The organism is Variovorax sp. ISS6 (assembly GCF_056523145.1).
The window spans coordinates 5,761,359-5,777,738 of sequence record NZ_JAWRZC010000001.1 but is presented as its reverse complement, the minus strand read 5'-3'; the positions used below and the strand labels follow the sequence as shown (position 1 = coordinate 5,777,738).

The following is a 16,380-nucleotide window of genomic DNA, read 5'->3' as shown; positions in this document are numbered from 1 at the left end:
GCTGGCGCCGTTTGCCGGTCAGCGCGGTGCGGAAGGCGAAGGCGGCGGTGGCATCTCGGGGCCGGCCGGCGCACCGGCGCCGCGCGCCAGTGCCCGCTTGCGCACCGCATAGATGTTGTTGCGCAGCGCATAGAGCTCGTCGGCGTACGACAGCGGCACCGCCACCCGGTTCACCACCCGGTCGAGCTCGTCGAGCTCCTTCGTGAGCTCGGCCGGATCGCCGCGCTGGCCGTCGACCTTGCCCTCGATGTCGCGCAGCCGCGCATACCAGCGGAACACGCGGCGGCGCACGCGGAACTGGTAGAGCGGCGGCACCACGCGGCTCAGCGGCAGCATCAGCACCAGCAGGCCGCCGAGCACCAGCCACATGCGCTCGATCAGGTTGCTGGCCCAGAACGGCAGGTAGCGCTGCCAGAACGGCGGCGTGCCGTTGATGGCGCGGTCGCCCTCGGGGCTCACCGGCAGTTCGCTGGTGCGGGTGTTCGGGAAGTCGCGCGGCCGGTTGAACCAGCCAGCGCCGCCGTGCAGGTGCTGCGCGGCCTGCGCGAACAGCTGGCGCAGCGCGGGATGGGTGTCCTCGCGCGACAGCAGCGAAGTGGTGGCCGCGAGCAGCGACACGTCGCCGGCCGGCAGGTCCTTCGACAGGTCGACCACGCCGCGCGGCAGGGTCACGGCCGAGAGGAAGGGGAAGCGCCGCGTGTACGCATCGGCCTGCACGAAGTCCATGAGCCGGATGTCGTTCGCGCGCAGCAGCCGCTGCACCTGCGGCGACTGCGGCGCCGACGACAGCACGATCGCATCGAGCAGCCCGGCCTGCAGCGCCTCGGCGGCAGCGGACTGCTCGAGGTTCGACAGCAGCAGCGCATCGGGCGCGAGCCGGTTGGCCTCGAGCAGCCGGCCCATGAGTTCGGGCAGGCCGCTGCCGGGCATGTCGACGTTGACGCGCAGGCCGCGCAACTGGGTCAGCGAGGTCAGCGGGATCGGGGCGGGGGGCACGGCGGGTTGCGGTGCCGCGGCCTTCTTGCGTGCGGCGCCGTGGCGGCCCTTGGCGGCGGCCTGGGCCGCCTTCTTCGCCTTCTCGGCCTCCGCCGCCTGCTGCGCGATCACGCTGTCGGGCGCGCGCGTGATCGCGTCGGGCCGATAGAACAGCCAGACCGGCTCGAAGAACAGGCTGCCGAGCGAACTGAGCCCGGCTTCGTCGTCGGCCACCGGGTCGGCGCTGCCGCCACGCACGAAGCCCACGTCGGCCTCGCCCTTGCGCAGCAGCTCGAGGTTCTCCGACGAGCCCGAGGTCGGCTTGAGCACGACCTCGATGCCGCTCGTCTTCAGCGCCTCGGCGTAGCGCTTGCCGAACTGCGCGTAGGCGCTGCCCGTGGGGCCGGTGGCCAGCGTGACCTGCTTGGGCGGCTGCGGCTGCAGCCACCAGTAGGCGGCGATCAACAGGCCGATCACGAGGAACAGGATCGGGCCGGCGGAGGCGACCAGGTCGCGGATCGACAGCAGGATCAGCTTGAGGGTTCTCGGGAAGGCCATGGTGTCTCGCTCGTGAGGTCAGCGCGGCGCGGTGCCGAGCTCGGCGGCCGAGGGGATGTGCAGCTCGCCGACCGTCACCGAGCGCGCCGCCAGCACCGCGCGCAGGGTGGCGCGCGCGGCGACCTCGGCCGCCATGGTGCTGAGCACCGTCATGCCCGGGCCGTCGGCCGCCAGCGGCACGCGGCCGGTGGCGAGCGCGAACAGGGTGTCGCCGTCGCTCATGGTGTGCACGGGGTTGATGGCGCGCGCCAGGCCGTCGTGCGCCACGGTCGCGAGCCGGTTGGCCTGCACCTTGGTCAGCACCGCGTCGGTGGCGATCACGCCGATGGTGGTGTTGGTGCCGGCCAGCAGCGGCTTGGGCAGGTCGCCGCGCAGCAGGGCGCGGCGCGTGTCGAGCAGCGCGCGGCCGTCCTCGGTGCGCGCGCCGGCCACGGGCAGCGCGGTATCGGGGTCGATCACGTCGCCGAGCGAATTGACCGCGATCAGCGCGCCGACCGTGACGCCGCCGACCGTGACCGAGGCGGTGCCGATGCCGCCCTTCATCGCGCGCTGCACGCCGAACAGCTTGCCCACCAGCGCGCCGGTGCCGGCGCCCACGTTGCCTTCGGCCGGCGCGTCGCGACCCGCGGCCTCGCAGGCGGCATAGCCGGCCGCGGCATCGGGCCGGATGCGGGCATCGCCCATCGGCAGGTCGAACAGCACCGCGGCGGGCACGATCGGCAGGGTGCCGAAGCGCACGTCCATGCCCACGCCGCGCTCCTCGAGCCAGCGCATCGCGCCCTCGGCCGCGGCCAGGCCCCAGGCGCTGCCGCCCGCGAGCATCACGGCGTGCACCTGCTGCACCAGGTTGCCGGGCGCGAGCAGGTCGGTCTCGCGCGTGCCGGGCGCGGCGCCGCGCACGTCGACGCCGGCCACCGCGCCTTCGCGCGCGATGATCACGGTGCAGCCGGTGGGCCGGCGGGTGTCGGAGAAGTGGCCGACCTCGATGCCGGCGACGTCGGTGATGGCACCGTCGGAAGAGGAGGGGGAAGCGTGGGAAGGCGTGGCTGACATGGCGGCCGATTATGGAACCATGCCGCGCGGCCCCTACGATGGGCGCTATGACAGTTGAAAGAAGTGGTTTCCAGTCCGGCGCGCGGCGCCATGCGGTGGTGATCGGCGCGGGCGCCGTCGGCAGCGCCACCGCCATCGAGGCCTTGCGCGCGGGCCTGCGCGTCACCGTGGTCGAGCCGGGCGAGCCCGGCGCGCCGCAGGCCACCAGCTACGGCAACGCGGGCTGGCTCTCCTCGCATTCGGTGGTGCCGCCCGCGCTGCCGGGCGCCTGGCGCAAGGTGCCGGGCTGGCTGGCCGATCCGCTCGGCCCGCTGGCGGTGCGCTGGCCCTACCTGCCGCGCGCGCTGCCCTGGCTGCTGCGCTACCTGGCCTCGGGCGCCACCGAGGCGCGCGTGCAGCGCATCGCCGACGCGTTGCGCACCTTGCTGGTCGACGCGCCCGCGCTGCATGCGCGGCTGGCGACGGAGGCCGGCGTGCCACAACTGATCGAGCAGCGCGGCCTGCTGCATGCCTACCGCTCGCGCGCCGAGTTCGAGGGCGATGCGCTGGCCTGGCGCGTGCGTGCGCGCACCGGCGTGCGATGGAGCGAATGGGGCGCCGACGAGCTGCGAAGGCAGGAGCCCGACCTCGATGCGCGCTACACGCTGGGCATCCACGTCGGCGAGGCCGGCCACTGCCGCGACCCGGGCGCCTACGTGGCGGCGCTGGCCGCGCATGCGCGTGCGCTCGGCGCCGATCGCGTGGCCGCGCGCGCCACCGGTTTCCGCATCGAGGGCGGCCGGCTGCGCGCCGTGCGCACCGAGGTCGGCGAGGTCGCCTGCGACACCGCCGCGGTCTGCGCCGGCGCGCGCTCGGGCGCCCTGGCCGCCGCGGCCGGCTCGCCGGTGCCGCTGGAATCGGAGCGCGGCTACCACGTCGTGCTGCCGAAGGCCGCGGTGGGCCCGCGCACGCCGGTGATGGTGGCCGACGGCAAGCTCATCGCGCACTGGATGAACGGCGGCCTGCGCGCCGCTGGCCAGGTCGAGATCGCGGGGCTCGAGGCCGCGCCCGACTGGCGCCGCGCCGAGATCCTGCACGCGCACCTGCGCTCGATGTTTCCCGCGCTCGCCGACGCGCCGCCCGAAGGGGCCGAGGTGCAGCGCTGGCTCGGCCATCGCCCGAGCCTGCCCGACGGCCTGCCCTGCATCGGCCCCGCCGCCGGCAGCGCCGACGTGGTGCTGGCCTTCGGCCATGGGCACGTGGGGCTGTGCGGCTCGGCGCGCACCGGGCGGCTGGCGGCGCAGGCGATGGCAGGGTTGGCGCCGGAGATCGCGCTGGCGCCGTTCGATCCGAGGCGCTTCGCCTAGTTCGCAGGTGCGATCGACAACACCGTGAGCGCCCCATCGACCTTGTCGGCCGTGAACCGCACCTTGTCGCCGGGCTTCACCTGCGTGAGCAGCGCCGGGTCCTTCACGCGGAAGACCATGGTCATGCCGGTCATCTCGAGGTTGGGGATGTCGCCGTGGCGCAAGGTGATCTTGTTCGCCTCGGTGTCGATCTTGCGGACCTCGCCCTCGACGGGCGGCAGGGCCGCCTGCGCGAAGGCAACAGCGGCGAACAGGGTGGCGCACAGGGCGGTGAACAGCTTCTTCATGGCGGTCGGTCTTTCTTGCAAGGGGATCGGAGGATTCATCGATAGCTCTGGAACACGCGCGTGCCGCCATCGGCCAGCACCAGCAGCACGTCGTAGGGATCGCGCTGGTCGCCATAGGCCGGACCGTCCATGCCCGGCGAGCCGACCGGCATGCCGGGCACGGCGAGGCCCACGGCCCTGGGCTTCTCCTTGAGCAGGCGCTGGATCTCGCGCGCGGGCACATGGCCCTCGATGGCGTAGCCGCCGACCTGGCCCGTGTGGCACGAGCCCAGCTTCTCGGGCAGGCCCAGGCGCTTGCGCGCGGCCGCGTTGCCTTCGTCGTGCACGCGCGTGGCGAAGCCGTTCCTGTTGAGGTGCTTGACCCAGTCCTGGCAGCAGCCGCAGTTCGGGTCCTTCCAGATCTCGACCATCGGCGCCGCGGCGCGCGCCGCGAACGGCAGGGCGGCGGTGGACGCCAGGGCCAGCATCAGTCGTCTTCTTTGCATGGGAGCTCCTTTGGGTTGTCAGGATTAGCCGGCGGCGGGCAGCACGCGCACGCGGCCGGCCATGCCGAGTTCGTAGTGGTCCTTCACCAGGCAGGCGAAGTCGAAGTCGCCGGCGCGGTTGAAGGTCCAGACCAGCTCGCCGGTCCGGCCCGGCAGCACGTGCGCCATCCAGGGCTCGTCGTGCTCCATGCCGGGGAATTTCTTCATCATGGCCGCGTGGGCCTCGATCTCGGCCGTGGTGCCGAGCACGAGCTCGTGCAGATCCTTGCCTTTGTTCTTCAGGCGCAGGCGCAGCGTGTCGCCTTCGCGCACCTCGATCACCGAGGGCGTGAACGTCATGTCGTCGGCCATCGCGATGTCGATGGTGCGCTTCACGGCGCCGGGCTTGCCGACGATGCCCCAGGGCTTCTGCTCGGGCGCGAGTTCGGCCGCGCCCTTGGGCCTGGCGACGTGGTTCTCGTGGGCCGGCGCGGTGGTGGCGAAGGCCGCGAGCGCGAGGCCGGCGGTAACCAGTGCGAGTGTCTTGTTCATGGATGGAACTCCAAAAAATGAAAGGGGATGAGCGGGTTCAGTGCTGGTGCGCGCCATGGCCCGAGGGCTTGCGCACGCTGGCATCGGGCTCGGCGGTCGATGGCGCCGGTGCCTTCGCGCGCGGGGCCGGCGGCACGTTGGCGTTGGGCACTTCGCGCGCGACCGTGCCCGGCGGATGCTTGAACCAGCCCGGGTCGCGGTAGTCGCCGGGCTTCTGATCGCGGCGCACCTTGAGCAGCGTGAACATGCCGCCCATCTCGGCCGAGCCGAAGGGGCCGGTGCCGGTCATCATCGGCACCGTGTTGTCGGGAATGGGCATCTCCATCTCGCCCATGTCGGCCATGCCCTTGTCGCCCATCACCATGTAGTCGGGCACCAGCTTCCTGATCTTCTCGGCCACGCCCTTGTGGTCCACGCCGATCATGGTCGGCACCTCGTGGCCCATCGGCCCCATGGTGTGGTGCGCCTTGTGGCAGTGCAGCGCCCAGTCGCCTTCCTCGTCGGCGATGAACTCCATCTGCCGCATCTGGCCCACCGCCACGTCGACCGACACCTCGGGCCAGCGCGCGGTGCGCGGCACGGGCCCGCCGTCGGTGCCGGTCACCTCGAACTCGTGGCCGTGGATGTGGATCGGGTGGTTGGTCATCGTGAGGTTGCCCGCGCGGATGCGCACGCGATCTCCGCGGCGCACGTTGAGCGTGTCGATGGCCGGGAACACGCGGCTGTTGAAGCTCCAGATGTTGAAGTCGGTCATGGTGTTGACCTTGGGCGTGGCGCTGCCGGGCTCCACGTCGAAGCTGCCGAGCAGGAAGCAGAAGTCGCGATCGACCTTCTCGATCAGCGGGTGATCGGCCTTCGGGTGCGTGACCCAGAAACCCATCATCCCCATCGCCATCTGCACCATCTCGTCGGCATGCGGGTGGTACATGAAGGTGCCGGGGCGGCGCGCCGTGAACTCGTAGACGAAGGTCTTGCCTGGCGGAATGTGCGGCTGCGTGATGCCGCCCACGCCGTCCATGCCATTGGGCAGGCGCTGGCCGTGCCAGTGCACCGTGGTGTGCTCGGGCAGCCGGTTGGTCACGAAGATGCGGACCCTGTCGCCTTCCACCACCTCGATGGTCGGGCCGGGCGACTGGCCGTTGTAGCCCCACATGTTGACCTTGAAGCCCGGTGCCATCTCGCGCACCACGGGCTCGGCGACGAGGTGGAATTCCTTGACGCCGGCGTTCATGCGCCAGGGCAGGGTCCAGCCGTTGAGCGTGACGACGGGGTTGTAGGGCCGGCCGTTCGGTGGCACCAGCGGCGGCGCGGTGGCGGTGGAGCCCTGCGAGACGGGCTCGGGCAGCGCGGCCATCGATACGCGGCTGACGGTGGTGGCGGCGACGGCGGTTGCCGCGCCAGCGAAGAAGTTTCGACGGTTCATTTCAGTGGCCTCCCACCGCGGGGGCGTCCGTGGCGGCCGCGGTCTGCAGCGCCGTCATGCCGCCGGGCGAGCTGCCCGTGAGCACCAGCTGCAGGTCGGTGTCGGCCAGCCAGAAATCGCGCTGCGCCTCGATGCCCGCGTTCACCGCGAGCATGCTGGCGCGGGTTTCGCCGAGCAGTTCCCAGACGCTGGCGAGCATGCCGTTGTAGCGAAGGACCATCTCTTCGGTGACCTTCTTGCGCAGCGGCAGTACCTCGTCGCGGTAACGGCGGGCGATGCCGTAGGCGGTGTTCCAGCCCTGCCATGCCTCGCGCGCCTCGCTCGCGGCGAGCACGCCCACGTCGCGCACGCGGGCGGCCGACTGCAGGTACTGCGCCTCGGCACGGCCGTTGCGCGACTGGCCCCAGTCGAAGATCGGAATGGGCAGGTCGATCTCGAAGCCTCGCTTGGTTTTCTGCGTGCGGTCGGCGTCGTTGTCGAAGGTGGTGTTGCGCACCACGCCCAGCTCCATCGCGTTGATCACGCTGGTGGCGTGCGTGAGGCCGAGCGAGCCGGCCACGGCCGTGTTCTGCGCCTGCGCCGAGCGCACGTCGAGCCGGTCGCGCAGCGCGCGCGCCTGCACGTCGCCGAGCTCGGGCGCGGCCTGGGGCAGCGCCGGCAGGCGGTCGGGCAGGGTGTAGGCGGTGCGTTCGCCCGCCAGGCCCAGCAGCCGCGTGAGCTGTTCGCGCGAGGCCACGGCGGCCTGCTCGGCACGCGCGAGCTGGGCCGCGGCATCGGCCAGCAGCAGCTGTTCGCGCGTGCGCTGCAGCGCGCTCCAGTTGCCGACCTGGGCCATGCGGTGCGCGAGCTCGGCGCCGGCCTCGGCCGCCTCCCTGGCATCGCGCAGGTAGGCCACGCTCTGCTGCGCCGCCACCGCGCGCACCCAGGCGCGGCGCGTGTCGGCGGCCAGCAGCAGCACGCTCTGCGCGGCCTGCAGCTTGGCGGCCTCGTGGCGCTGGCCGGCCCAGCGCGCCTGCCATGGCAGCGTGACCAGGCCGATCACGTTGAAGCTCTGCATGCGCTCGAATTCGCGCTCGCGGCCCTGCGCCAGCCGGCTGAACGAGAGCACCGGGTTCGGCAGGCTCGCGGCCTGCACGCGGTCGGCGTCGCTCAGTTGCAGGGTGGCGAAGGCGTCCTGCACGCGCGGGCCGTTGACCAGCGCGATGCGCACGGCGGCCTCGGCGTCGAGCGGCCTGGCGAGCAGCGCATCGACGCTTTTGCGCGAAGCCTCGTCGGGCATGCGCTGGGCCGGCTGGCCCGCCATCAGGGGATTGCCCGCGAGCAGGGCCTGCACGTCGGCCGTGCCGCCGTCGGGCGAGAGGCTGGCGCAGCCGGCCAGAAACAGGGCACTGGCGAATGCGAGGGCGCGCCGGGGCAGCGCGTCAGCTGTTCGACAGCGAAAGGGAAAGGGGCCGGCCAGGTGCCGGCGAACGATGGGGTTCACGCTCGATCTCCATGAGCAATACGATCGACGCCGCGAGCCGGCAAGGGCTCACCGCGGACGGACTACGGGCAGGGAGATCAGGAAATGGGCGGCTTCAGGCCCAGGAAGGGCTCGGTGCTCGCGAAGCGAGCCGCCGGGGCCGCGGGGGCGGCCTGGGGGGCATCGTGCGCGATGCCCGGGAGTTCGGTGCCGCCGAGTGCCACCGAGTGGCAGACCTGGCAGGCGGTGCAGGTGCCGCAACCCTGGTGGCTGGCGTGGTCGCCGTCGTCACCATGGTCATCGGACATCGCGTGGTCTTCGTGCGATGCGCCGTCCATGGCGCTCATGGCCATGTCGCCCGCCTCGTGGCAGTGCGCCTCGGTGGCCGCCTGTGCCGCGCCGGCGACGGCCTCGGCCGCGGGCATCGAATGCCGCACCATCTCGATCGCCATCGCGTCGCCGAGCCAGCCGCGAACTGGCAGCAAGGCGATCATGAGGGCGAGGAACAGGGTGCGCATGGAGGGCCGATGATAAACCGCGTGCCTCAGCCGCCGAGCTGCGCGCGGGCCTTGTCCACCCACAGCGACAGGTTGTCGAGCAAATCTTTCTGGCTGAACGAGCAGCTTTCCTCACTGAACAGCGCGCTCGATTCGAGCCGGTCGAGCAGGTTCAGCAGCACCTCGCCGTAGCGCGGCGGCAGGGCGGCCAGCAGCGCGGCGCTGCCGCGTGCCTGGTCCGACAGCAGGCCGGCGGGGCCGCCGCCCTGGCGGCGCAGCGCGTCGATGTGCCCGGCGATGGTGTCGAGCTGTTGCAGCGCGGCGCTCACGAGGCACTCCTTCCCGAGGGCGGCAGCGGCAGCCCGCGTTCGCGTACCAGGTCGCGCAGCACGTCGGGGTAGTCGGTGATGATGCCGTCCACGCCCAGGTCCATCAGCCGGATCATGTCGGCGCGCTGGTTCACGGTCCAGGGCAGCACCTTCATGCCGAGGCCCTGTGCCTCCTTCACCTGCGCCGCGTCGAGGTCGGCGAAGGCCGGCGACCAGACGAGCGGACCGCCACTGGTGCCGGCCGCGGCCTTCACGAGCCGCGGCGTGGAGCCGAAGCTCGCGGCATCGAGCCCGGCGGTCCAGCGCTTGTCCTTCAGCGTGCGCGGCGTGCTCAGGTAGGCGCGCGACATCGTGGGCGCCAGCTGGCCCACCAGCGCCAGCGTGCGCCAGTCGAAGCTCTGCACGGTCACGCGATCGGCCATTTGCGCCTTGTCGATGACCGCGAGCAGCGCGCGCACCATGGGCTCGGGCGCGGCGGTCTCGTCGGGTTTTGTCGGATCGATCTTGGTCTCGATGTTGAAGCGCACGGTGGCCGCGGCCGGGCCGCGCGCGCGCACCAGGTCGAACACCGCCTCGAGCGTCGGGATGCGTTCGCCGTCGCGCGGCAGTTGCAGCGCGAACTGGCGGCCGTAGCTGCTCGAGGGATTGAGCCGGCCCACGTCGTAGCTTTGCAGCTGCGCCAGCGTGAGCGAGCGGATCGTGGGCCCGCTGCGGCCGTTGGCGGGTGCGAGCCACTGGCCGGCGGCGTCGCGCGTGTGGTCGGGGTTGAGGGCCGTGTCGTGCGACACCACCACCACGCCGTCGGCGCTCAGGCCGATGTCGAGCTCGAGCGTGGTCACGCCGAGGTCGATGGCGTTGGAGAAGGCCGCCAGCGTGTTCTCGGGCGCGAGGCCGCGGCCGCCGCGGTGGGCCTCGAGGTCGAAGCGCGTGCGCGGCGTGGGCGTGAAGCCGGCGCAGCCCGCGGCGAGCGCGGCCGTGGCGCCCAGGGCGAGCAGGAGCGTGCGTCTGCGATGTGTCATTTGAGTTGCACCTTGATGCCGTCGGCGAGCACCGTGATGTCGCCGATCTCGTAGGTCTTGCGCCCGACGGTGAGTTCCTCGGGCTTGAAGGTGCGCAGCGGCTGGCCCTGCAGCAGTTCCTGCGCCACCAGCGCGCCCACGCGCTGCAGCCGCTCGCCATCGCGCCCGCCCAGGCCCTGCAGCTCGATGCGCTCGGCCTTGGGCTGGTCGAGCCGCAGCGCGCGCGTGGCGGCGTCGTACTTGAGCGCGCTGCTGACCGCCACCGTGCCCTGCACCGGCGCGCCGCCGAGCAGCGGGCTCGCGATGGTCAGCGTGGCGGTGATCGCGGCGCGGTTGGTGGCCGCGTCCAGGCCCAGCTGCGGATCGCGCAGCCCGACCGTGAACAGCTCGGCATAGCGCTCGGCCACCGGGAAGCGGCGCGCGATCTGCGCCTGCAGCTCGTCGCGGCTGGCGGTGTATTCGCTGGTGAAGAAGTTGAAGCCCGCGAAGGCGGCGAACGGCGCCTGGAGAGCGGCGGCGCCGAGCAGGGCGCCCAGCGCACGGCGGCGGGTAGGGCGGGTCAAGGAGAGGGGCATGGAGCGGCGGCTTTGCATGGCGGTGGGAGCTTGCCACAGGCGCGGGAGTTCGCGCCCGATTGGTTGCAGGACGTCACCGGCCGCCTCAGGCATGCAACAGGTTCTGCGGCAAGCCGCTCACGAACTCCGCGAAGTCGCTGCCGCCGATCGAGATGTGGACCAGCATCGCCGCCTGCGCCTCGGCCGGATCGCTGCGCAGCAGCGCCTCGGCGATGGCCGCGTGCTCGCGCGCCGAGCGCTGCATGCGGCCCGGCGAATCGAAGCGGTTGGCGGTGTAGGCGGCGCAGCGGGTGCGCAGCGCGCGGATCTGGTCGACCAGCGTCTCGTTGCGGCAGGCCGCGTAGATCAGGTCGTGGAAATGGTCGTTGGCATCGCGGTAGGCCAGCGCGTCGTCGCGCGCCGAGGCCTCGGCGCAGGCGGCCAGCGCCTCTTCAAGCGCCTTCTTCTCGGCCGGGCGCATGCGCTTGGCGGCGAACTTGGCGGCCGCGCCTTCCAGCTCGCCGAGCAGCTCCAGCAGCTCGCGCAGCAGCTGGATCGACAGCCGCGGCACCGAGGCGCCGCTGCGCGGTTCCATCACCACGAAACCCTGGGCCGCGAGCTGGAGGATGGCTTCGCGGATCGGGGTGCGCGAGACCTCGAAACGCTCGCTGAGTCCGCGCTCGTCGATGGGCTGGCCGGGCTGCAGCAGGCCGCTGGCCAGGCTTTCGATGATCGACAGGCGGATCGATTCGGCCAGCGTCGGGCTGGCAACGGGGCTTCTACCGGGTTGCATACGGATGTGATCTGAAAATATACTGAACTCGTTTATAAATATTTAAACGGAGACGTGTGGTGTTTTCAAGACTGCTTTGGAAGGTCGTGGCGGCTGGTTCTGCATTTCTGCTGGGTGCGCCCGGATTTTTGCATGCGCAGGAAAGCTGGTCGCCGACCCGCCCGCTGCGGCTGGTGCTCGGCTACACGCCCGGCGGCGCGGCCGACGCGGTGGCGCGCGACCTCGCGCCGGTGATGGAGAAGGCGCTGGGCCAGCCGGTGGTGGTGGACTACCGGCCCGGCGCCGGCGGCGCGATCGGCGCCGAGGCCGTCAAGACCGCCGCGCCCGACGGCTACACCCTGGGCCTGATCGACGGCGCGCCACTGACCATCATCCCGAACGCGCGCAAGGTGCCCTACGACCCGCGCAGCGACTTCAGTTACCTGGGCGTGGTCTCGAAGTCGCCGCTGGTGGTGCTGGTGAATCCCTCGGTGCCCGCGCGCACCCTGCCCGAACTGCTGGCGCTGGCGCGCGCGCAGCCGGGTCAGCTGGCCTATTCCAGCTCGGGCAACGGCACCATCCACCACCTGGCGGGCGAGCTGCTCAAGGCCGCGAGCCACAGCGACCTGATGCACGTGCCCTACAAGGGCGCGGCGCCGGCCATGAACGACCTGATGGGCGGCGCGGTCGCGGTCTCGTTCGCCACCATCGCGCCCGCCGTGCCGGTGGTGCAGGGCGGCCGGGCACGCGCCATCGCCGTGACCTCGGCGCGCGAGGTGCCGGCGCTGCCGGGCGTGAAGACCGTGGCCGCGCAGGGCCTGCCCGGCTACGACGCGCAGGGCTGGTTCGTGCTCGCCGCGCCCAAGGGCCTGCCTGCGCCAGTCGTGCGACGGCTCAATGCGGCGCTCAACGCCGCCCTGCAGACGCCCGCGGTGCGCGAGCGCCTGCTGGCCACGGGCAGCGACATCGAGGCCGGCCCGCCCGAGGCGGCCGCCGAGCTGGTCGCGACCGACTTCCGCAAGTGGGGCCAGGTGATCCGCGAGCAGCAGCTCCATTTCGATTGACCCGCTCCTTTCCCTTTTTTTCTTTTTCATCTCCAAGGACCTTCACGCATGACCACGACCCTCCAGGATCCCGCGGCCGACACCGCCGCGCCGCCGCTGCTGGCCATCGACGGCGCCGTCGCCACCATCACGCTGCGCCGGCCCGGCAGCCACAACCGCATCGAGCCCGACGACCTGCCGGTGCTGCGCGGCTACCTGCGCCAGCTCGACGCCGATCCCGCGGTGCGCGTGATCGTGTTCGCGAGCACGGGCAAGAGCTTCAGCTCGGGCTTCGACCTCTCGCGTCTGGGCAAGGCCGCGGCCACCGGCGAGAACCTGTTCGAGCAGTTCACCGACGAGATCGAGAACGCGCGCGCGGTCACCATCGCGCGGCTGCACGGGCCGGTCTACGGCGGCGCCACCGACCTCGCGCTGGCCTGCGACTTCCGTCTCGGCGTGCAGGGCATGCGCATGTTCATGCCGGCCTCGCGCCTGGGCCTGCACTACTACGGCCACGGCATCCGCCGCTGGGTCTCGCGGCTGGGGCTCGGCGCGGCCAAGAAGCTGTTCCTGACCTCGCGCGCGATCCAGGCCGAGGAGATGCTGCGCGTGGGCTATCTCGATGCGCTGGTCGCGCCCGAGGCGCTCGATGCCGAGCTGCGCACCTGGCTCGACGAGCTGCTCGCGGTGGCGCCGATCCCGCTGGTCACGATGAAGCGCACGCTCAACGAGACCGCGCGCCAGCAGTACGACGAGGCCACCGCGCAGCAGGCGCATGTCGCCAGCCTGCGCACGCGCGACCTGCACGAGGCCCTGGCGGCCTTCGCCGAGAACCGCGCGCCGCGCTTCGAGGGCCATTGAGCGTGGCGCACGGAATGCCGCCACCGGACCCCGCCGCGCTGCCGCTGGCCGGCGTGCGCGTGCTCGAGCTGTCGCAGATCATGGCCGGCCCGATCTGCGGCCTGATGCTGGCCGACATGGGCGCCGAGGTCATCAAGATCGAGAAGTTTCCGGCCGGCGACGATGCGCGCGGCTATGCACGGCCCAACGACCCGGGGCTCGCGCCATCGTTCGTGATGCTCAACCGCGGCAAGCGCTCGGTGGCGGTCGACATCCGCCAGCCGGCCGGGCAGGAGGTGATCCGCCGGCTCGCGGCGCGCTGCGACATCGTCACCGAGAATTTCCGGCGCGGAAAGCTCGATGCGCTCGGCCTCGGCTACGAGCAGCTGCGCGCCGCGAACCCCGGCCTCGTCTACTGCTCGATCAGCGGCTACGGCCCCAACGGCCCGCTGAGCGACAAGGGCGGCTTCGACCTGGTGCTGCAGGCCTTCTCGGGCCTGATCAGCGTCACCGGCAGCCTCGGCGGCGAGCAGGCCAAGCCCGGCAACTCGGTCGCCGACATCAATGCCGGCATCCTGGCCGCGCTCGGCAGCCTCTCGGCCTATGTGCGGCGGCTGCGCACCGGCATCGGCAGCAAGGTCGAGACCTCGCTGCTGCAGGCTTCGCTGCAGCAGATGTACTGGTTCGCCGCGGCCTACTTCTCGAGCGGCGCGATCGCGCGGCCGATGGGCACCGCCCATCCGCTGATCGCGCCGTACCAGACCTTCCGCTGCGCCGAGGGCGCGATCGCGATCGGCGGCGGCAACCAGGCCAACTGGCAGCGTATCGCCGAGGTGCTGGGCCATCCCGAATGGGTGGACGACCCGCGCTTTCGCACGGGCCGCGACCGGCTCGCGCACCAGGCCGCGCTCGAGGCGCTGATCACGCAGGCGCTGGCGCCGCACGGCGCGGACCACTGGATCGAGCGCCTCGACCGCGCCGGCGTGCCGGTGGGACCGGTGCACGACGTGAAGCAGGCGCTCGAGCATCCGCAGTCGAGCGCGGTGTCGATGGTGGTGGAGGTCGACCATGCCGAGGGCGGCACCACGCGCTCGCTCGGGCTGCCGCTGCACTTCGACGGCGTGTCGCCGCATGCGCGCTCGGCCGCGCCGCGCGTGGGCGAGCAGACCCACGAGGTGCTGCGCGAATTCGATTTCGGCGAGGAGGAGATCGAGCGGCTGCAGCGCGCGCGGGTCATCGCACAGCACGCCGCGGCCTGAGGCTCAGCCCAGCGGCAACTCGTAGCGCGCGAAGAGGCCGAAGTCCTTGCGGATCTCGCTGTGCAGCGCGAAGCCGAAGCGCTCGTAGAGGCGGCGCAGCGGCGCGCGGTCGGCCACGCAGTCGAGCCGCAGGTAACGCTTGCCGAGCGCCGTCGCCCGTTCGCGCGCGAACACCAGCAAGGCGTTCGACACGCCTTGCCCCGCGAAGCCGCGGCGCACCGCGAGCTTGTGCACGTAGAGCGAGCTGCCGGCCTCGATCTCGGGCCAGAAATACGGATCCTCGAGGTCGAGCCGGACCACGCCGGCCACCTGGCCATCGATGCGCGCGATGAAGTAGCCGCTCGCCGCGCAGTCGCGCTCGATTCGTGCGGGCGCGATCTCCGGGCCCGACCACAGGGTGCGGCCTGCGTCGACCAGCCACTGCGCGGCCTCGTGCAGCACGGCGACGACGGTGGGGGCTTCCTCGGGGCGGGCTTGGTCGATCTGCATGGGGGGCCGAGCATAGCGGCCCGCCGGCTCACACCTCGTCAGTCGTGCAGCGACGACAGGAACTGCCGCAGCTCCGGCGTCTGTGGATTCGCGAACAGCTCGGCGGGCGGACCCATCTCGTGCACGCGGCCCTGGTGCATGAAGATCACGCGGTCGGCCACCTTGCGCGCGAAGTTCATCTCGTGCGTGACCATCAGCAGGGTCATGCCCTCGTCGGCCAGCGACTCCACCACGCGCAGCACCTCGCCGACGAGTTCGGGGTCGAGCGCCGAGGTGATCTCGTCGCACAGCAGCACGCCCGGTTCCATGGCCAGCGCGCGCGCGATCGCCACGCGCTGCTGCTGGCCGCCCGAGAGCTGGTCGGGCATGGCGTCGAACTTCTCGGCCAGGCCCACGCGCGTGAGCAGCTTGCGCGCCTGCGAGGCGGCCTCGAGCGACGCGCGCTTCTTCACCAGCGTGGGCGCGAGCATCACGTTCTTGCCGACCGTGAGGTGCGGGAACAGGTTGAAGCCCTGGAAGATCATGCCCACGCGCTGGCGCAGCTCGCGCATCGCCATCGCGCTCTCGTGCAGCAGCGGCTTGCCGTCGACGGTGAGCGAGCCTTCCTGGAACACCTCGAGGCCGTTGATGCAGCGCAGCAGCGTGCTCTTGCCCGAGCCGCTCTTGCCGATGATGGCGATCACCTCGCCGCGCTTGACGTCGAGGTCGATGCCTTTGAGCACCTCGTTGCTGCCGTAGGACTTGCGCAGCGCGGTGATGCGCACGATCGGCGAGCCCACCGCGACGGCGGGTTGTTGTTGCGGTTCAAGCACGGCGGCCATGGGTTTTCCTCTCGAGGGTCTTGGCGTACAGGCTCACGGGAAAGCACAGCACGAAATAGAGCAGGGCCACGCAGCTGAACACCACGAAGGGCTGGAAGGTGGCGTTGGAGATCATGCTGCCGGCCTTGGTGAGTTCGACGAAGCCGATGACCGACGCCAGCGCCGTGCCCTTGATGACCTGCACCAGGAAGCCCACGGTGGGCGCGATCGCGATCCTCACGGCCTGCGGCAGGATCACGTGGCGCAGCTGTTCGCCGAAGCTCAGGGCGAGGCTGCCCGAGGCTTCCCACTGCCCCTTCGGGATCGAGGCCACGCAGCCGCGCCAGATCTCGGCGAGGAAGGCGCTGGTGTAGAGCGTGAGTGCAACGCTGGCCGCGGTCCATGCCGACACGTCGATGCCGAACAGGGCGATGCCGAAGTAGGCCAGGAACAGCTGCATCAGCAGCGGCGTGCCCTGGAACAGCTGCACGTAGAGGCCCACGGCCTTGCCGACGGCCCGGCCGCCGCGCAGGCGCAGGAACAGCAGCAGCGCGCCCACGATGCCGCCGCCGACGAAGGCGATGAGCGATAGCACGACGGTCCAGCGCAGCGCCAGCAGCAGGTTGCGCAGGATGTCCCAGAGGGAGAAATCGGTCAT

Annotated in this window: 19 protein-coding genes; 4 read left to right on the top strand and 15 right to left on the bottom strand. The window is 71.7% G+C overall.

What is annotated here, in order from left to right:
* Window positions 1-18: 18 nt before the first annotated feature.
* On the bottom strand, window positions 19-1,533 hold the full coding sequence (locus AC1HIL_RS26730) for a TAXI family TRAP transporter solute-binding subunit (RefSeq protein WP_261214472.1): 1,515 nt from the start codon (window positions 1,531-1,533) through the stop codon (window positions 19-21).
* Between the two features lie 18 nt (window positions 1,534-1,551).
* Entirely contained in the window at window positions 1,552-2,586 is a 1,035-nt protein-coding gene (locus AC1HIL_RS26725) for a P1 family peptidase (RefSeq protein ID WP_057597371.1), read from the bottom strand.
* 47 nt (window positions 2,587-2,633) lie between these two features.
* On the opposite strand from AC1HIL_RS26725, the gene AC1HIL_RS26720 reads away from it, so the two are divergent.
* Window positions 2,634-3,932, top strand: a complete 1,299-nt coding sequence (locus AC1HIL_RS26720) for an NAD(P)/FAD-dependent oxidoreductase (protein WP_479670434.1) — start codon at window positions 2,634-2,636, stop codon at window positions 3,930-3,932.
* On the opposite strand, the gene AC1HIL_RS26715 is transcribed toward AC1HIL_RS26720, so the two are convergent.
* The 10 genes from AC1HIL_RS26715 to AC1HIL_RS26670 all read right to left on the bottom strand — a co-directional run bounded on the left by AC1HIL_RS26715 (window position 3,929) and on the right by AC1HIL_RS26670 (window position 11,312).
* Window positions 3,929-4,219, bottom strand: a complete 291-nt coding sequence (locus tag AC1HIL_RS26715; RefSeq protein WP_057597373.1) for a copper-binding protein — start codon at window positions 4,217-4,219, stop codon at window positions 3,929-3,931. The two genes, AC1HIL_RS26720 and AC1HIL_RS26715, sit on opposite strands and share 4 nt — an antisense overlap.
* A gap of 35 nt (window positions 4,220-4,254) precedes the next feature.
* Complete coding sequence (locus AC1HIL_RS26710) at window positions 4,255-4,704, bottom strand: DUF411 domain-containing protein (protein ID WP_057597374.1); 450 nt, start codon at window positions 4,702-4,704, stop codon at window positions 4,255-4,257.
* Between the two features lie 24 nt (window positions 4,705-4,728).
* Window positions 4,729-5,235: a cupredoxin domain-containing protein gene (locus AC1HIL_RS26705; RefSeq protein ID WP_479670433.1), complete on the bottom strand. Its 507-nt coding sequence runs from the start codon at window positions 5,233-5,235 to the stop codon at window positions 4,729-4,731.
* A 37-nt stretch (window positions 5,236-5,272) separates the two neighbouring features.
* Window positions 5,273-6,658 carry a multicopper oxidase family protein gene (locus tag AC1HIL_RS26700; RefSeq protein WP_479670432.1) on the bottom strand — a complete coding sequence of 462 codons (1,386 nt, stop codon included), beginning with the start codon at window positions 6,656-6,658 and terminating at the stop codon, window positions 5,273-5,275.
* A 1-nt stretch (window position 6,659) separates the two neighbouring features.
* Window positions 6,660-8,141, bottom strand: a complete 1,482-nt coding sequence (locus tag AC1HIL_RS26695; protein ID WP_479670431.1) for a TolC family protein — start codon at window positions 8,139-8,141, stop codon at window positions 6,660-6,662.
* 77 nt (window positions 8,142-8,218) lie between these two features.
* Window positions 8,219-8,638 (bottom strand): hypothetical protein, encoded by a 420-nt coding sequence (locus AC1HIL_RS26690; protein WP_479670430.1) that lies wholly within the window; start codon window positions 8,636-8,638, stop codon window positions 8,219-8,221.
* Window positions 8,639-8,664: 26 nt separating this feature from the next.
* A complete protein-coding gene (locus tag AC1HIL_RS26685) occupies window positions 8,665-8,916 on the bottom strand; it encodes a hypothetical protein (RefSeq protein WP_371268778.1) in 252 nt (83 codons plus the stop codon).
* A 26-nt stretch (window positions 8,917-8,942) separates the two neighbouring features.
* Entirely contained in the window at window positions 8,943-9,965 is a 1,023-nt protein-coding gene (locus AC1HIL_RS26680; RefSeq protein WP_413762817.1) for a glycerophosphodiester phosphodiesterase, read from the bottom strand.
* Entirely contained in the window at window positions 9,962-10,528 is a 567-nt protein-coding gene (locus AC1HIL_RS26675; RefSeq protein WP_479670429.1) for a DUF1439 domain-containing protein, read from the bottom strand. The genes AC1HIL_RS26680 and AC1HIL_RS26675 overlap by 4 nt, the downstream gene beginning before the upstream one ends.
* Before the next feature lie 97 nt (window positions 10,529-10,625).
* Window positions 10,626-11,312 carry a GntR family transcriptional regulator gene (locus AC1HIL_RS26670; protein WP_057596476.1) on the bottom strand — a complete coding sequence of 229 codons (687 nt, stop codon included), beginning with the start codon at window positions 11,310-11,312 and terminating at the stop codon, window positions 10,626-10,628.
* 128 nt (window positions 11,313-11,440) lie between these two features.
* On the opposite strand from AC1HIL_RS26670, the gene AC1HIL_RS26665 reads away from it, so the two are divergent.
* Genes AC1HIL_RS26665 through AC1HIL_RS26655 form a run of 3 tightly spaced genes read left to right on the top strand, consistent with a single transcriptional unit; the run spans window position 11,441 to window position 14,433 of the window.
* Window positions 11,441-12,355 (top strand): tripartite tricarboxylate transporter substrate-binding protein, encoded by a 915-nt coding sequence (locus tag AC1HIL_RS26665; protein ID WP_479670428.1) that lies wholly within the window; start codon window positions 11,441-11,443, stop codon window positions 12,353-12,355.
* 48 nt (window positions 12,356-12,403) lie between these two features.
* Complete coding sequence (locus tag AC1HIL_RS26660) at window positions 12,404-13,195, top strand: enoyl-CoA hydratase/isomerase family protein (RefSeq protein ID WP_261214503.1); 792 nt, start codon at window positions 12,404-12,406, stop codon at window positions 13,193-13,195.
* 14 nt (window positions 13,196-13,209) lie between these two features.
* Window positions 13,210-14,433 carry a CaiB/BaiF CoA transferase family protein gene (locus AC1HIL_RS26655; RefSeq protein ID WP_479670427.1) on the top strand — a complete coding sequence of 408 codons (1,224 nt, stop codon included), beginning with the start codon at window positions 13,210-13,212 and terminating at the stop codon, window positions 14,431-14,433.
* Between the two features lie 3 nt (window positions 14,434-14,436).
* Here the strand turns inward: AC1HIL_RS26655 and AC1HIL_RS26650 are convergent, their stop codons facing one another.
* Genes AC1HIL_RS26650 through AC1HIL_RS26640 form a run of 3 tightly spaced genes read right to left on the bottom strand, consistent with a single transcriptional unit; the run spans window position 14,437 to window position 16,380 of the window.
* Window positions 14,437-14,922 carry an N-acetyltransferase family protein gene (locus AC1HIL_RS26650; RefSeq protein ID WP_479670426.1) on the bottom strand — a complete coding sequence of 162 codons (486 nt, stop codon included), beginning with the start codon at window positions 14,920-14,922 and terminating at the stop codon, window positions 14,437-14,439.
* Between the two features lie 38 nt (window positions 14,923-14,960).
* Window positions 14,961-15,743, bottom strand: coding sequence for an amino acid ABC transporter ATP-binding protein (locus AC1HIL_RS26645; RefSeq protein WP_057596481.1), 783 nt, complete (start codon window positions 15,741-15,743; stop codon window positions 14,961-14,963).
* Entirely contained in the window at window positions 15,727-16,380 is a 654-nt protein-coding gene (locus tag AC1HIL_RS26640) for an amino acid ABC transporter permease (RefSeq protein ID WP_413762824.1), read from the bottom strand. Before AC1HIL_RS26640 ends, AC1HIL_RS26645 begins: the two co-directional genes overlap by 17 nt.

What these genes read in the sequence shown, in the direction of transcription:
- AC1HIL_RS26730 (WP_261214472.1), bottom strand. Translation starts at nt 1,533, where the DNA reads ATGGCCTTCCCGAGAACCCTCAAGCTGATCCTGCTGTCGATCCGCGAC.
- AC1HIL_RS26725 (WP_057597371.1), bottom strand. Translation starts at nt 2,586, where the DNA reads ATGTCAGCCACGCCTTCCCACGCTTCCCCCTCCTCTTCCGACGGTGCC.
- AC1HIL_RS26720 (WP_479670434.1), top strand. Translation starts at nt 2,634, where the DNA reads ATGACAGTTGAAAGAAGTGGTTTCCAGTCCGGCGCGCGGCGCCATGCG.
- AC1HIL_RS26715 (WP_057597373.1), bottom strand. Translation starts at nt 4,219, where the DNA reads ATGAAGAAGCTGTTCACCGCCCTGTGCGCCACCCTGTTCGCCGCTGTT.
- AC1HIL_RS26710 (WP_057597374.1), bottom strand. Translation starts at nt 4,704, where the DNA reads ATGCAAAGAAGACGACTGATGCTGGCCCTGGCGTCCACCGCCGCCCTG.
- AC1HIL_RS26705 (WP_479670433.1), bottom strand. Translation starts at nt 5,235, where the DNA reads ATGAACAAGACACTCGCACTGGTTACCGCCGGCCTCGCGCTCGCGGCC.
- AC1HIL_RS26700 (WP_479670432.1), bottom strand. Translation starts at nt 6,658, where the DNA reads ATGAACCGTCGAAACTTCTTCGCTGGCGCGGCAACCGCCGTCGCCGCC.
- AC1HIL_RS26690 (WP_479670430.1), bottom strand. Translation starts at nt 8,638, where the DNA reads ATGCGCACCCTGTTCCTCGCCCTCATGATCGCCTTGCTGCCAGTTCGC.
- AC1HIL_RS26680 (WP_413762817.1), bottom strand. Translation starts at nt 9,965, where the DNA reads ATGACACATCGCAGACGCACGCTCCTGCTCGCCCTGGGCGCCACGGCC.
- AC1HIL_RS26670 (WP_057596476.1), bottom strand. Translation starts at nt 11,312, where the DNA reads ATGCAACCCGGTAGAAGCCCCGTTGCCAGCCCGACGCTGGCCGAATCG.
- AC1HIL_RS26660 (WP_261214503.1), top strand. Translation starts at nt 12,404, where the DNA reads ATGACCACGACCCTCCAGGATCCCGCGGCCGACACCGCCGCGCCGCCG.
- AC1HIL_RS26655 (WP_479670427.1), top strand. Translation starts at nt 13,210, where the DNA reads ATGCCGCCACCGGACCCCGCCGCGCTGCCGCTGGCCGGCGTGCGCGTG.
- AC1HIL_RS26650 (WP_479670426.1), bottom strand. Translation starts at nt 14,922, where the DNA reads ATGCAGATCGACCAAGCCCGCCCCGAGGAAGCCCCCACCGTCGTCGCC.
- AC1HIL_RS26645 (WP_057596481.1), bottom strand. Translation starts at nt 15,743, where the DNA reads ATGGCCGCCGTGCTTGAACCGCAACAACAACCCGCCGTCGCGGTGGGC.
- AC1HIL_RS26640 (WP_413762824.1), bottom strand. Translation starts at nt 16,380, where the DNA reads ATGACCGATTTCTCCCTCTGGGACATCCTGCGCAACCTGCTGCTGGCG.